The following is a 12,914-nucleotide window of genomic DNA, read 5'->3' as shown; positions in this document are numbered from 1 at the left end:
AAAAGCTCGTTCCCCAATTTGGTGAACGAGCTTTTTCCTGTTATTCACTTACCAATTTTTCCGCTTTTTCAATCGCCAGCAAGACTTGGGCAAACCCTGTACCGCCCGCACTGTTACGGCGTTTAACTGCTTCATAAGGATTTAATGCATCATAAATATCCTGTTCAAACAGCTCGGAAGCTTCCTGGAATTGTTCCATGCTTAGGTCCACTAAATAGCAGCCATTCTGGACACAGAACAATACAAGCTTCCCGACCACTTCGTGCGCCTCACGGAAAGGCATACCTTTTGAAGCTAGGTAATCAGCTAATTCCGTCGCATTCGAGAAGTCATTTTTTGTTGCTTTTTCCATGACGTCCGTTTTCACTTTCATCGTTGAAATCATGCCGGCAAATATTTTAAGTGAACCAACAATGGTCTTAACCGTATCAAAGACGCCCTCTTTATCTTCTTGCATATCTTTGTTATAAGCAAGCGGCAGTCCTTTCAAAACCGTCAATAACCCCGTTAGGTTCCCATAAACCCGTCCTGTTTTACCACGGATCAATTCCGCCATATCAGGGTTTTTCTTTTGCGGCATGATGCTGCTTCCCGTGGAAAACGCATCATCCAATTCAATGAATTGGAATTCCTGGCTTGACCAGAGAATGATTTCTTCGCTGAAACGGGATAAATGCATCATCATTGTCGCACTGTTGCTCATGAATTCAATGGCAAAATCACGATCACTCACCGCATCAAGGCTGTTTTCGTAAATTCCCTCAAACCCCAATAGCTCCGCACTGAGGGCACGGTCAATCGGGAAAGTCGTCCCAGCTAATGCGCCGGCACCCAATGGAGAAATATTGATCCTTTTGAGACTCTCTGTGAAGCGCTGCTTATCACGCTCAAGCATCCAAAAATAAGCCATTAAGTGGTGGGCAAATGAAATGGGCTGTGCACGCTGCAAATGTGTATAACCTGGAATTAGTGTTTCCACATTTTGCTTAGATTGTCCCAAAATCGCCATTTGCAAATCATTGATGAGTTCCAGAATCACTTTCGTTTGGTTCCGCATATACAGATGAAGGTCTGTTGCAACTTGGTCATTACGGCTTCTTCCTGTATGAAGCTTTCCGCCAACTGGACCGATTTCGCTTATTAGCATACTTTCCAGGTTAAGATGGATATCTTCCATCTCAACCTTAAAAGTCAATTCACCCTTCTCAGCTTTATCCTGTAAACTTTTCAGACCCGCAATGATCTGATCCGCATCTTCTTCAGGTAAAATGCTGCATTTCTTTAACATGGTTACATGAGCTAAACTTCCTTGAATATCTTCAAGGACAAGTTCCTGGTCAAAGGAAATGGAAGCTCCAAACTCATCTACCCATTCTTCGGCAGATTTCGTGAATCTTCCTCCCCAAAGCTTGCTGCTCACACTGTCACCTTCTTGTTATTGACCATGCTGTTCACTTTCGTTGGAAGTCCCCATAATTTAATGAATCCAACTGCTGCATCATGATCGAATTCGTCCGCTTTTGTATAAGTAGCCAATTTTTCGTCATATAGGGAGTACTCGGATTTTCTTCCTTCAACAATCGCATGACCTTTGAACAATTTCACACGGACCGTACCGGTTACATTCACTTGTGTTTCTTTCAGGAATGCAGCCAAAGCTTTTTGAAGCGGAGAGAACCAAAGTCCTTCATAAATCAATTCAGTCATTTTCTTCTCGATCACCGGTTTGAAGTGAGCCAATTCTTTTACAAGCGTGATATCTTCAAGTTCTTTGTGTGCAGCTATCAATGTCATCGCACCAGGAGCTTCATAGACTTCACGCGATTTGATTCCTACTAATCTATTTTCTACGTGATCGATACGTCCAACTCCGTGCTTGCCGGCAATTTGATTCAACTCAACGATCAGGTCAGCTAATTTATAGTTTTTATCATTCAATGTAACCGGTACACCTTGTTCAAAACCAATTTCAATGATATCGGCAGTATCTGGTGTACATTCAAGGCTTGCAGTCAAATCATATGCCTCTTCCGGCGGAGCTGCCCACGGATCTTCCAGGATTCCGCATTCGTTACTTCTTCCCCAAAGGTTTTGGTCGATCGAGAATGGACTCGCCATGCCAATCGGAACGGGAATGCCATTTTTCGCTGCATATTCAATCTCCTCTTCACGAGACCATTTCCAGTCACGAACTGGTGCAAGAACTTGCAAATTAGGGTTCAAGGCGGAGATGGATACTTCGAAACGCACTTGGTCATTTCCTTTTCCCGTGCAACCGTGCGCAACGGCTACCGCGTTTTCCGCTTCAGCCACTTCCACTAATTTCTTCGCGATCAGCGGACGTGATAAAGCTGATACCAATGGATATTTCCCTTCATACAAAGTATGTGCCTGAAGAGCCGTCAATGCGAAATCGTCAGCGAATTCGTCCTTCGCATCAATGACATAGGAGCTTACCGCACCGACAGTGATCGCTTTTTCTTTAATGAAGTCCAAATCTTTCCCTTCACCGACATCCAAGCAGCATGCCACAACTTCGTACCCTTGATCTTGTAACCATTTAATTGCAACGGAAGTATCCAAACCTCCGGAATATGCTAAAACAACTTTTTGATTTTTCATTTCCATCGTCCTTTCGTGTGAATAAAAATTCATCGTTTGTTATTTTTATTCAATCTATGATTAGTACTTTATCATCTTTATTAAAGGAATACAAGAGGTATTTTAAAGATTTTGCTAAATAATCCGCTAATATTTTCAAGGAATTTACACATTGGATGCTTCCGCGAGAATATAGTAAACTAGGAGTATGATAAATCGAAAAGCGGAGGGCATATGAAAGAACTATTTATCTATGATGAACGGCTTGGCATCTCCATTCCCGATTTGAATCTGGAGTGGGATGAATATACAAAAGGCGAGCAACAGCAAATACTCGTACATTGGGAGAATATCAGGGGAAGCATCCCGGATCGCATCAAGGAACTGGAATCCACCATTAACCGAAAGCAGTTTCGGCTCTCGGATGAGAGTAATTTCGCCAAATCATGCCAGCTCAATTCCGAAATTGCCGAACTTGCTTCCATCATCAATGATTTATGGCTATGGTATCGTGCCAATCAAGGCGTGACGGAAAAGATGCATAATTAAGGCCTATTCCATGCAAAAAAAGCCACAGTTTAAAACTGTGGCTTTTTTTTGCATCCCTCTTATATATCCTTGCGGAGTTCACCAACGACATGTCCCAATTCCGGGAGAATCAATTTATTCATCGCAAGCCTAACCGCCCCTGAAGAGCCCGGGGTGGAAAAAACCGCTTTGTTGTTCACGACTCCGGCAACCGCCCTGGATAAAATGGCGGCAGAACCGATATCCTCTTGATAGCTGAGCATCCGAAAAATCTCGCCAAAACCGGGAATTTCCTTGGTCATCAACTCTTTGACCGCCTCGATCGTCACATCCCTATTGGCGATGCCAGTGCCTCCATTAGTTAATATGACATCGACCGTACTGCTTTGGCATCCGGAAGTGATTGCATCCTGAATCGCTTTCCGCTCATCTTTAACGATTACGTAATCCATCACTTCATGCCCTTTCGACTCCAGCAATTCCATCATCAGTGCTCCGCTTTTATCCGTTTCTTCATTTCGCGTATCGCTGACGGTTATCACCATGCAGCGAACTGCCTCCGTGATGGCTTTTTTATGATCCTTGACACTCATTCCTCATCAGCCTTCTTCTCCAGTAAATAACGGTATTGATAGAACTTCTGTGCAAATTCACTGACACCCCGGGTCATTTGATAATTGGATCCAGCCCCTATGGCCATGCTGATGAACGGTATGCCCCGAACCAGTTTTTTTCGAAAAACCGTAATGGATAATGCCTTCAACAGCTGCTTCAGCGGCTGTTCCATCCAGGTGGGGTTTGTCAGTTCTTCGATTCCTAAATAAAAATAATCATCTTCTGCGGTATGGACCTCGCGGATCAATTCTTCCCAAGCTATTCCTTGGAGCCTCTTTGGCATCGCTCCTGCATTGAATACCTTAAGGGCCAGCATCATTTCAAACGGTGTATTCACCTCAACACCATAAGACATCGCAATCAGCTGTACGATCCTGACATTGATGACCGTCATGGCTGGTATATCGCTCCCTAGCAGAAGCAGGCCTCCTGATCCGCTCATCCCGCCCTGTGCAAATGAATATAAGCGATGCTTAGCGATATGCTGATTGGCTATGTAATTCAACTGATCGATCGATAAGTTTTTCAAATCACTCAACGTTTCGATTTCTTCATTAAACACGCGCGCAGATGCTAAAATGCGCTCTCTTGCATCTATTTGAACTTGTGAGCTCTGAACCATGGCATGCAAATGAAAAAGCCAAGTATCAAGCTTGTCAAAAAACTGTTGTTGGACGTTCTCCGGAAGCAGGGCAAACCCCTGCTCCAACCATTTATCATACAGTGCAGCCAGATCCGTTGGCTCATATTGATAGAGTTTTTCCTGCCATTCACTAATTTCATTCCAAACTTTCATTTCCCGGTTCGTGAATTCCATGCATCGGGCCTCCTATGTACAGAATTGGTGGATTCTCCCTTAAGTATAACATAGAGAAAAGGTTTTCAAAGAATAGAAGATGGGTTTCCAGTGTTCAAGGGTTTGCATTGCATGGAGATGATCCATGGGAAGGCGGATTTTGAGGGTGAAATTTCATGGGAAAGGCCCCTTACCGGGGTGATAAGGGGCTCATTATACAACAGGATGTCATATTTTCCAAGTTTCGCTCAAAGCTATTTTCATGGTATCCCTGACAATCATGATTTCTTCGTTAGTGGGGATGACCATGACTTTCACAGGGGAATAGGGTGCATTAATGAACGCTTCCTTACCCGAGGTGCGATTGAGATCCTTGTCCCAATATACCCCCATGAATTCAAGCCCCTCCAAGATCCGGCCCCTGATGGTTTGACTGTTTTCACCGATGCCCGCTGTAAAAATGATGCCGTCCACACCTCCCATTTTAGCTGAATAGGAGCCTATGTACTTGTGAATCCGGTCTGCGAACACTTTAAGTGCGAGTTCAGCCCGCTCATTGCCTTTGTCCGCTTCAATTTGAATATCGCGGAGGTCGCTGGAAAATCCGGAAAGGGCCAGAATGCCGCTTTTCTTATTCAGGACATCCAGCACTTCATCTGCTGTTTTTCCCGTCTTCTCCATGATATAAGGAATCAGTGCAGGGTCGATGTTCCCTGAACGAGTTCCCATGGTAACACCGGCCAATGGTGTGAATCCCATTGATGTATCAATTGATTTGCCGCCCTTTATGGCCGTAATGCTTGCACCATTCCCTAAATGGCACGATATCAACCGAAGCTGTTCAATTGGGCGTCCAATCATTTCGGCAGCCCGCTGCGATACATATTTATGTGAAGTGCCATGAAACCCATACTTCCTTATTCCGTAATTTTCATAATATTCAAGAGGTAAGCTGTACAAATAGGAACCTGCCGCCATCGTTTGATGGAAGGCCGTGTCGAATACCGCAACCGCTGGCACATCATCCAGTATCCGCCTGAAGGCTTTGATACCGGTGATATTGGCGGGATTATGAAGGGGTGCCAACTCGGAAAGCTTTTCGATTTGCTCTATTACGTCCTCCGTAATCAAGACCGAGTCCGTGAATATCTCGCCGCCATGCACCACCCGATGCCCTACGCCATCTATCTCTTCAAAGGAATCAATGATGCGATGGTCAATCAGCCTTTTCAATAAAAGCCCTACAGCTATTTCATGATTGGGTATATCCATCGTTTCAGAAACCTTTTCGCCTTCGATGCTTAAGGTAAATGCGGAATCTTTCAAGCCGATTCTTTCTACAAGACCTTTTGTAATTACTTTTTCACAAGGCATCTCAAAAAGCTGAAACTTCAATGAAGAGCTGCCCGCATTAATAGCCATGATTTTTAGCATCCATCCTGCTCCTTTACTCTAAGCTAGTTCCTCCAATGTTCTCCCAACAAAACGTGCGATGTATTGTACAATCTTATCATGGCAAGCTTATTCAACCAAATAATAATGGAAAATTACAAATAATCACTCTTTCAAAAAAAAGAAAGCCAATGCCTGCGGCATCAGCTTTCATTGATTATTTTTCCTCTTTAAACCAATCATCCATCTGTTGCATGACAGACTTGGTCGCTTCGAAATCCGACAACTTAGGAAGTTGTACGAGCAATGCCTTCTTCGGTGCTTCGATACCCTCTTTTTTCTTTTGGAGGATCAAGATGCTTTTCGCAGCTGCTTCACTCTTAAACATGGAAAGCGGCAATTGCACCATTCCTTGGATATGTGTATGCTTCTTCAGGAAATCATTGAGTTTCGGAGCTTCCTCCGAGACGAACAGGTTATTCGGGACAATGAAGAATAGGTGTCCGCCATCCTTCGCGTGCTTAACTCCTTGTTCAATAAACAAATGGTGTGCATACGAATGTCCCTTATCGGCCTTCAATTCATACTCAGCTGCACGCACATCATTCGGGTAATAACCTATCGGCAAATCACTGACCACAACATCTGAAGGATCGATGAAAAGCGGCTCCAAGCTGTCCTGGTTGAAAAATTCCAGCGGGTGTTCTTGCAGATTGGCACCTGCATATGCAAGCCTGATCAAGGTTTCATCAATCTCGACACCATATGAAGCGATGTTTTTATCAGTAAGTTGATTCAAGATCGCAAATAATAAATTCCCCGTTCCAATGGCTGGATCGAGCATGACTATCTCTTTTTGATCCTTGGTGAATTTACCGACTAAATAGCTTACGAACATGCCGACTGCGTCAGGGGTCATATGATGATTCGGCTGAACGCTCTGCTGCATGCCTTTTAAAATAGCAAGCTGATACGCTTTACGGATTGCTTCCTTCTCATATTTCTCCGGTGAAAAATCTGCATAATGCTTCACTAACCTTTTCTTCGATACTTCACCGATTTCCTCTTGCAGGACTTTCCCTTGGAAGAAATTCTCGCCCGTTTCACCCAGGGCATCCAGATACGTACATGATAGTTCACTTTGCAATATTTGGGCTGTTTCATCAAATTCATAAAATAATTGTTCAACTGGGGTAGACTTCACTTATAAATTCCTCCTGTTTGCTTCTGTCCCTATTTTAAAGGTAAGAACAAAGAGATACAAGCCGTACGTCCTGCTTATCATTCTTCGTTTATCCAACATGCTGTTTTCCGATTTGAAAGTTACATATATGGAATCTCGCGCCACTCCTTTTTAAAATTTCAACCACGAGTGATTAAAAGGTAAATTAATTGAAAATAGTGCTTCGGATCAGTTAGTGCTGGAACATCATTTAAAAAGGTACGTTTTACGGAAGCGCTTTTGTCTATAAACTGGTATACAGGGTTGATGCCCTGTATTTTTTATTTTGGAAAGGCACAATGTATGCCCAAACAGAATACCATACATGAGGTGGTGATGATTATGGATAATCAATATCAATACTATCATGGGCAGGTTAATCCAATAAATCAGCAACATGATACACAGTCAGCAGATGAATTTAACAGGCAACAACAAGGGTTTCAACAAGGTTTTAGACAAGGATATCGACAAGGGTATCGACAAGGGTATCGGGATGGATATCGAGCAGGGCAACAAGCGGGGTTTTTTCCAGGACCTCATCAAAGGCAATTGCCTTCGTGGCCTAATGAAATTGACATAAAAGTTGGGACACCCAATGGTCAAGAATGGTCTGGCAAAATTGTTTTACCACTGAATGGTCCGGGTTTGGAGCCATAACCATTTCAAGCATATTAATGATAAAACAGTGTATTAAAAACGTATTTTACACACCTCCATTGAAAATCAGGCAAGAATAACATCCGTTAAATAAAGCTAAAACAAAAAACCGGGCACATAGCGCCCGGTTTCTTAGGATTGCTTCTTATTTTGCCGCTTTAGCCGCTTCGATTGCACCTTCGTAATTTGGATGGTTAGTACCTTCACTCACATATTCTACATATGTGATTTCATCAGAGCTGTTCACTACGAATACAGAGCGTGCCAATAGACGAAGTTCCTGCATGACGACACCATATGCTTCACCGAATGAAAGGTCACGGTGATCGGAAAGAACTTGAACATTGTCCAAGCCGCTTGCCGCACACCAGCGTTTTTGCGCGAAAGGAAGATCGTTACTGATCGTCAGCACTTTCACATTATCCAACTTTGCCGCTTCTTCATTGAATTTACGTGTCTGTGCATCACAAACACCCGTATCCACGGATGGAACCACGCTGATAATGCGGACAGAACCTTTGGAGTCGCTTAATGTAACCGGTGATAAGTCATTAGCCAATACTGTAAAATCAGGTGCTTTGTCCCCAACTTTTAGTTCTTGTCCCACTAAAGTGATCGGGTTGTTTTTAAATGTAACTGAAGCCATTAATAATTCCTCCCTTTTCTGCTATATGTACAAGCATAATCATATTTGTTTTACCGGAATTTTGCAATAAATTGAATTGGGAAATGTGAATGGTGCTTGCACATTTCCGACATCCATGCCTTTTATGGTGTATTGGCAGACTGCAGCAAAAAGAAAACTCGGCAGATGCCGAGTCACAGTTAGAAATCTAAATCCTGTTTAGGTTCTTGGTACCTCTTTACAGCTGATTGACTGCCGCCTTGATTATTGCCTTGCTTTTGACTGTCCTTCTTGGATAGCATGGACTGAATTTTATCGACGACTTGAGGAGCTAAATCCATCATTTTTTCGAGAAGATGCGTCCCTTCATCCAGATGAATCATTTTCACCCCATGGGAACCGACAATCAAAAAGGCAATTGGTGTTATGGAAACCCCACCGCCGCTACCGCCGCCAAAAGGCTGCTTGGAACCGCCTTGCTGTCCTTGATGGTTCCCATCCATCATAAATTCGCTGCCACCGGCTGCGAAACCAAATCCCACTTTGGATACGGTTAAAATGACACTTCCATCCGGAGTCTCCACCGGATCCCCGATGATCGTGTTCACATCAACCATTTCTTTCAGATTTTCCATAGCTTCTTTCATTAACCCTTGGATCGGATGATCTGACATTTAAATTCCTCCACTCTATAACGATTGTTTATTGGAATCACCTGATAGCTTCGCTAATTTCCTCGACTTGAAATGCGGCTTTCCGCCTTTCCTAAAACGAAGCAGTTTTATTCCAGTCACCATAGCCTGCCCGATTCTAAATTGTAATATGCAGGAAATCGACGTATTTGCCTGCCACCTCTGAAAGTCGGGTGTAATGGAATAGGAGGGCATGATCCGGAAGTTGAAATAGGTTGTCAGCAGCCCGATGATTGAACCTTTAAGGGCCCAGCATGCTCCAGTTAAAACACCTGTGTGTGCCGCGTTTTTAGTACCGACCATACTATGCCAGGTGAATTTTTTGACTTGGACTTTCCCTGTGAATTGACGGACGATCCCATGAAATCCGATTATATGGTGAAGCATCTTCAGACTGTCTGCGAATCCGTCACGCAAATCTTCGGCCGAGATTTTTTTCTTTTCTTCCTTTTCGGTTTTTCCGTTCATTTCTTGCTCTTGCTTTACTACTATAGCTGCAGAGTCATCATCCATTTTGATGACCGGAACCTTGAATGTATAGTGAAAAAGCCCATACCAAGCTGATAATTTAATATGTATTCGGTCATTCGTTTGGATACGTTTGTAGTCGATGTATACTCTTACTTTAGTGAAAACAACAATCAGCAGCACCAAAATGAGGATACCTATAATCAACAATAGCCACTTCATGCACCCACACCCCTTCAGCCTATCATTATCGGCATATGCAAAAAAAATAAACCTGCAAAAGCGAAAATCCCGCTCTTGCAGATTTATGAATGGAAGAAATCACCTTCTGATCAACACAACGCCCGTGTCTGCAAAGACATCATGCAGGGCCTGTTTCTTCGGTAAAAGGCCTGCCAGGAGATAGCCAATCCAAGTGACTTTTGAAATATAGCGGCCAATCAGCTCCCTGAACAATATCGTCCCCCATGAAATGGTTTTTTTCTCTTCCTTCAATGCAACGACTTTCAGTCCAAAAATCATCTTGCCAAGGGTTTGGTTCAAGAATTTGGTCATTAAAACAAAATATAAGAAGAATACGACCCCCGTCAAGAAGCCCTCTGCGGAAAACCAGAGATCATCGGTTCCCTCATAAAACTTGAAGATCGGATGAATCAAAATCCGGTTCAAACTCCCGATAACCAATAGATCGGCTAAATAGGCCCAAAACCTCATCCAAAAACCAGCAAAATGCACTTTCTTGACTACTTCACCATCCACGTTCTTACTGACTTGTGTAAATTCCTGCTGAACGGGAACCTCTTGATCTGCCATTTGATTGGATGAAGCGATTTGTTCATTGTTTTCATTTCGTTCCGTCATCCTTCAGCCCCCCTATTCCGCATACAAATACATTAAGCGTGGAGAATTTGAAGAGGAAAGGATTTTTGTCAAGACTGCCGTTTCCACATCATTTCCCAACATTTTTTGCGCACCCATACTGAATAATGAACCGAAACCTGCCTCATCTGTATAACGGATAACTTGAGCATCCTTTTTACCGATATCCGTTTTCATTGCGGCGATTACATCATCCAAATGGCCGAAATCATCGATAAGATGGTTTTCTTTAGCCTGGCGTCCGTCATAAATGCGTCCATCGGCAATTTCCCTTACTTCCTTCTCTGTCATACCGCGTCCGTCAGCAATGATTTTTACAAATTGATCATATGAATTATCGATCATGTCTTGGAGTATTTCACGCTCTTCCCCAGTCATTTCCCGGGTCGGGCTCATAATATCTTTGTGTGGTCCGCTTTTGATGGTTTCGAACTCAACACCATACTTCTTGGCCAATTTCTCGTAATTATAACCCTGCATGATGACTCCAAGTGAACCCGTCATCGTTTCCGGGCTTGCATAAATCTTATCGGCTGGTGCAGAAATATAATATCCGCCGGAAGCCGCCATTGACCCCATTGAAACATAAACAGGTTTTTTCACTTTCTTGATATCTAGGATCTTGTCATAAATCTCTGCACTTTCGACGACACCGCCGCCTGGAGAATTGACCCGAAGGATGATTCCTTTGATATCATCATTTTCCTCTGCCATCTTCAGCTTATCCATGAAGGCACGGTGATTATATGTTGCCGAACTAAGTAATGAGGCTTCCCCTGTATCTTGAATCGTGCCCTCTACATCAAATACGGCAATAACATTAGTGAAATCATCGCCTTCTATCACTTCCTCGTAAAATGCACTTTCGGAAGCAAATAATTCATCGATGATATTTTCCGTATCCGCTGTAAATAGGGTCGTAGCCGCCCCAACAGCGATAGAGACAAAAAATAAAACGGCTGCGATTCCAAGTGCCGCCCAACGCTTTCCATTCATCTGTTTTCCCCCTTAAATATATGTATCCTTCTTACCATACGAACTAATGACGAAAATGTTTCATTCCATGATAAACTAAGACATTAAAATTGTAGCAAATAATCCTCTAATTGGAAATGGATTGGTGAATTTTCACATTCTGCCTATATCTTTCTTCGCCATAGGGGTCATGTACATGCAAATAAAAAGCTGCCGGGATTCATCCTGGCAATATCAAGTACTGTCCCATGATTCACGGTAGTTCGGACAATGCCGCCCTTGAGTCCTGCGGTAATATTGACTCCAGCCTCCATTCCCATGCCCTTGATTGGGGCATGTCCCTGATCATGATAACAGGCAATGACACTAACAAAGTCTTCACGGCCAGCCCTGAAGAATAATGTATCTGCAGGAAGCGGCCTTATTCCCTTTGCATGGCAGGGATTGTTAGAGCCCTTGTTGAGAATTCGCTTTTCATTCTTCCCTACCGCTTCCCCAAACGAATAACAAAAGTGCTTCATTCCATGGTAAACTATGTCATATAAAAGTATATGAAATGTGCAGCTGCATTTTGTACGGGCGGCTTTCCCTTCTCGAAGAAAAAGAAAGCCCTTTCATCACCATACATACTAGGGGGGAACAGGATGAACACTCGAAGGAATATTTATTTTTTCCATGCTCCGAATGCAGAGATGATTAGCAAGGTAGAATACTTGTCAGACTTGGCGAAGCAACATTCGTATGATGTCATCCAGGATTTCACAAAAGCAAATATCATCGTAAGCATCGGTGATGACGGTACATTCCTGCAGGCAGTCCGTAAAACCGGATTCAGGGATGACTGTTTATATGCGGGCATTTCCACCACAGGTAACTTGAATATGTATTGCGATTTTCACTTGGAAGACAGTGATAAAATGATCGATGCCATGACAAAAGAGCAAATCGAGGTGCGAAAATATCCAACCATCGCTATCCAATTGGACGATCAGCCCTCCTTTTATGCCCTTAATGAACTCAGTATCCGGTCTTCCATCACCAAAACGTTCATCATGGATATTTTCATTGATCAACTCCATTTTGAAACTTTTCGCGGTGACGGAATCATCATCGCGACTCCGACTGGAAGCACCGCCTATAATAAATCGGTCAATGGGGCCGTTGTCGATCCCCTCCTCCCTTGCTTTCAAGTGAGCGAGCTTGCTTCCATCAATAATAATAGCTATCGGACCCTAGGTTCCTCATTTATTTTAAGCGGTAATAAGACGTTGACCGTCCACCTTGAAGAAAACGGACCAAGCTATCCGATCATCGGAATGGACAATGAAGCACTAAGCATCAATCATGTCGAAAAGGTAAAGGTCCTGTTAAGCGGTAAAGTCATCAAGACCGTTAAGCTAAAAGATAATTCCTTTTGGGAAAAGGTTAAAAGGACGTTTCTTTGAACTAAAAAAGGTACCG

The 12,914-nt window shown here is 43.2% G+C and carries 14 protein-coding genes and 1 pseudogene; 3 read left to right on the top strand and 12 right to left on the bottom strand.

What is annotated here, in order from left to right; genetic code table 11:
- Positions 1–40 precede the first annotated feature (40 nt).
- Together argH and ACQKNS_RS12155 are read right to left on the bottom strand one after the other, a co-directional pair.
- Positions 41–1,420 carry an argininosuccinate lyase gene (gene argH / locus ACQKNS_RS12160; RefSeq protein WP_427643174.1) on the bottom strand — a complete coding sequence of 460 codons (1,380 nt, stop codon included), beginning with the start codon at positions 1,418–1,420 and terminating at the stop codon, positions 41–43.
- Entirely contained in the window at positions 1,417–2,622 is a 1,206-nt protein-coding gene (locus ACQKNS_RS12155) for an argininosuccinate synthase (RefSeq protein WP_427643172.1), read from the bottom strand. Before ACQKNS_RS12155 ends, argH begins: the two co-directional genes overlap by 4 nt.
- 213 nt (positions 2,623–2,835) lie before the next feature.
- Here ACQKNS_RS12155 and ACQKNS_RS12150 point away from each other — a divergent pair, with 213 nt between their 5' ends.
- Positions 2,836–3,150: a hypothetical protein gene (locus ACQKNS_RS12150; RefSeq protein WP_076364723.1), complete on the top strand. Its 315-nt coding sequence runs from the start codon at positions 2,836–2,838 to the stop codon at positions 3,148–3,150.
- Positions 3,151–3,209: 59 nt separating this feature from the next.
- On the opposite strand, the gene ACQKNS_RS12145 is transcribed toward ACQKNS_RS12150, so the two are convergent.
- From ACQKNS_RS12145 to ACQKNS_RS12130, 4 genes are all read right to left on the bottom strand, one after another.
- Positions 3,210–3,722 (bottom strand): MogA/MoaB family molybdenum cofactor biosynthesis protein, encoded by a 513-nt coding sequence (locus ACQKNS_RS12145; RefSeq protein ID WP_427643170.1) that lies wholly within the window; start codon positions 3,720–3,722, stop codon positions 3,210–3,212.
- Complete coding sequence (locus ACQKNS_RS12140; RefSeq protein WP_427643168.1) at positions 3,719–4,561, bottom strand: EcsC family protein; 843 nt, start codon at positions 4,559–4,561, stop codon at positions 3,719–3,721. Before ACQKNS_RS12140 ends, ACQKNS_RS12145 begins: the two co-directional genes overlap by 4 nt.
- A 207-nt stretch (positions 4,562–4,768) precedes the next feature.
- On the bottom strand, positions 4,769–5,974 hold the full coding sequence (locus tag ACQKNS_RS12135) for an acetate kinase (protein WP_427643166.1): 1,206 nt from the start codon (positions 5,972–5,974) through the stop codon (positions 4,769–4,771).
- A 175-nt stretch (positions 5,975–6,149) separates the two neighbouring features.
- Positions 6,150–7,136 carry a class I SAM-dependent methyltransferase gene (locus ACQKNS_RS12130; RefSeq protein ID WP_427643164.1) on the bottom strand — a complete coding sequence of 329 codons (987 nt, stop codon included), beginning with the start codon at positions 7,134–7,136 and terminating at the stop codon, positions 6,150–6,152.
- A gap of 360 nt (positions 7,137–7,496) precedes the next feature.
- Between ACQKNS_RS12130 and ACQKNS_RS12125 the strand changes: the two genes are divergently transcribed.
- Complete coding sequence (locus ACQKNS_RS12125) at positions 7,497–7,814, top strand: hypothetical protein (RefSeq protein ID WP_427643162.1); 318 nt, start codon at positions 7,497–7,499, stop codon at positions 7,812–7,814.
- A 145-nt stretch (positions 7,815–7,959) separates the two neighbouring features.
- Here ACQKNS_RS12125 and tpx read toward each other — a convergent pair whose 3' ends face one another.
- From tpx to ACQKNS_RS12095, 6 genes and pseudogenes are all read right to left on the bottom strand, one after another.
- Complete coding sequence (gene tpx, locus ACQKNS_RS12120; protein ID WP_034309176.1) at positions 7,960–8,460, bottom strand: thiol peroxidase; 501 nt, start codon at positions 8,458–8,460, stop codon at positions 7,960–7,962.
- A 179-nt stretch (positions 8,461–8,639) separates the two neighbouring features.
- Positions 8,640–9,113 carry a GerW family sporulation protein gene (ytfJ, locus tag ACQKNS_RS12115; protein WP_427643160.1) on the bottom strand — a complete coding sequence of 158 codons (474 nt, stop codon included), beginning with the start codon at positions 9,111–9,113 and terminating at the stop codon, positions 8,640–8,642.
- A 15-nt stretch (positions 9,114–9,128) separates the two neighbouring features.
- Positions 9,129–9,821 carry a DUF2953 domain-containing protein gene (locus tag ACQKNS_RS12110; protein ID WP_427643158.1) on the bottom strand — a complete coding sequence of 231 codons (693 nt, stop codon included), beginning with the start codon at positions 9,819–9,821 and terminating at the stop codon, positions 9,129–9,131.
- A gap of 99 nt (positions 9,822–9,920) precedes the next feature.
- Complete coding sequence (locus tag ACQKNS_RS12105; RefSeq protein ID WP_427643156.1) at positions 9,921–10,460, bottom strand: RDD family protein; 540 nt, start codon at positions 10,458–10,460, stop codon at positions 9,921–9,923.
- A 12-nt stretch (positions 10,461–10,472) separates the two neighbouring features.
- Positions 10,473–11,474, bottom strand: a complete 1,002-nt coding sequence (gene sppA, locus ACQKNS_RS12100; protein WP_427643154.1) for a signal peptide peptidase SppA — start codon at positions 11,472–11,474, stop codon at positions 10,473–10,475.
- 167 nt (positions 11,475–11,641) lie between these two features.
- A pseudogene (locus ACQKNS_RS12095) lies at positions 11,642–11,953 on the bottom strand (4-hydroxythreonine-4-phosphate dehydrogenase PdxA); the annotation flags it as partial.
- 144 nt (positions 11,954–12,097) lie between these two features.
- Here ACQKNS_RS12095 and ACQKNS_RS12090 point away from each other — a divergent pair.
- Positions 12,098–12,898, top strand: a complete 801-nt coding sequence (locus ACQKNS_RS12090; protein ID WP_427643152.1) for an NAD kinase — start codon at positions 12,098–12,100, stop codon at positions 12,896–12,898.
- Positions 12,899–12,914: the final 16 nt, after the last annotated feature.

Source organism: Peribacillus sp. NPDC094092 (assembly GCF_050279365.1).
Classification (GTDB): domain Bacteria; phylum Bacillota; class Bacilli; order Bacillales; family DSM-1321; genus Peribacillus.
This window is presented reverse-complemented; position numbering and strand designations above follow the sequence as displayed.

Coding starts and splice junctions, on each gene's coding strand:
- ACQKNS_RS12155 (WP_427643172.1), bottom strand. CDS start 2,622: ATGAAAAATCAAAAAGTTGTTTTAGCATATTCCGGAGGTTTGGATACT.
- ACQKNS_RS12150 (WP_076364723.1), top strand. CDS start 2,836: ATGAAAGAACTATTTATCTATGATGAACGGCTTGGCATCTCCATTCCC.
- ACQKNS_RS12145 (WP_427643170.1), bottom strand. CDS start 3,722: ATGAGTGTCAAGGATCATAAAAAAGCCATCACGGAGGCAGTTCGCTGC.
- ACQKNS_RS12140 (WP_427643168.1), bottom strand. CDS start 4,561: ATGGAATTCACGAACCGGGAAATGAAAGTTTGGAATGAAATTAGTGAA.
- ACQKNS_RS12135 (WP_427643166.1), bottom strand. CDS start 5,974: ATGCTAAAAATCATGGCTATTAATGCGGGCAGCTCTTCATTGAAGTTT.
- ACQKNS_RS12125 (WP_427643162.1), top strand. CDS start 7,497: ATGGATAATCAATATCAATACTATCATGGGCAGGTTAATCCAATAAAT.
- tpx (WP_034309176.1), bottom strand. CDS start 8,460: ATGGCTTCAGTTACATTTAAAAACAACCCGATCACTTTAGTGGGACAA.
- ytfJ (WP_427643160.1), bottom strand. CDS start 9,113: ATGTCAGATCATCCGATCCAAGGGTTAATGAAAGAAGCTATGGAAAAT.
- ACQKNS_RS12110 (WP_427643158.1), bottom strand. CDS start 9,821: ATGAAGTGGCTATTGTTGATTATAGGTATCCTCATTTTGGTGCTGCTG.
- ACQKNS_RS12105 (WP_427643156.1), bottom strand. CDS start 10,460: ATGACGGAACGAAATGAAAACAATGAACAAATCGCTTCATCCAATCAA.
- sppA (WP_427643154.1), bottom strand. CDS start 11,474: ATGAATGGAAAGCGTTGGGCGGCACTTGGAATCGCAGCCGTTTTATTT.
- ACQKNS_RS12090 (WP_427643152.1), top strand. CDS start 12,098: ATGAACACTCGAAGGAATATTTATTTTTTCCATGCTCCGAATGCAGAG.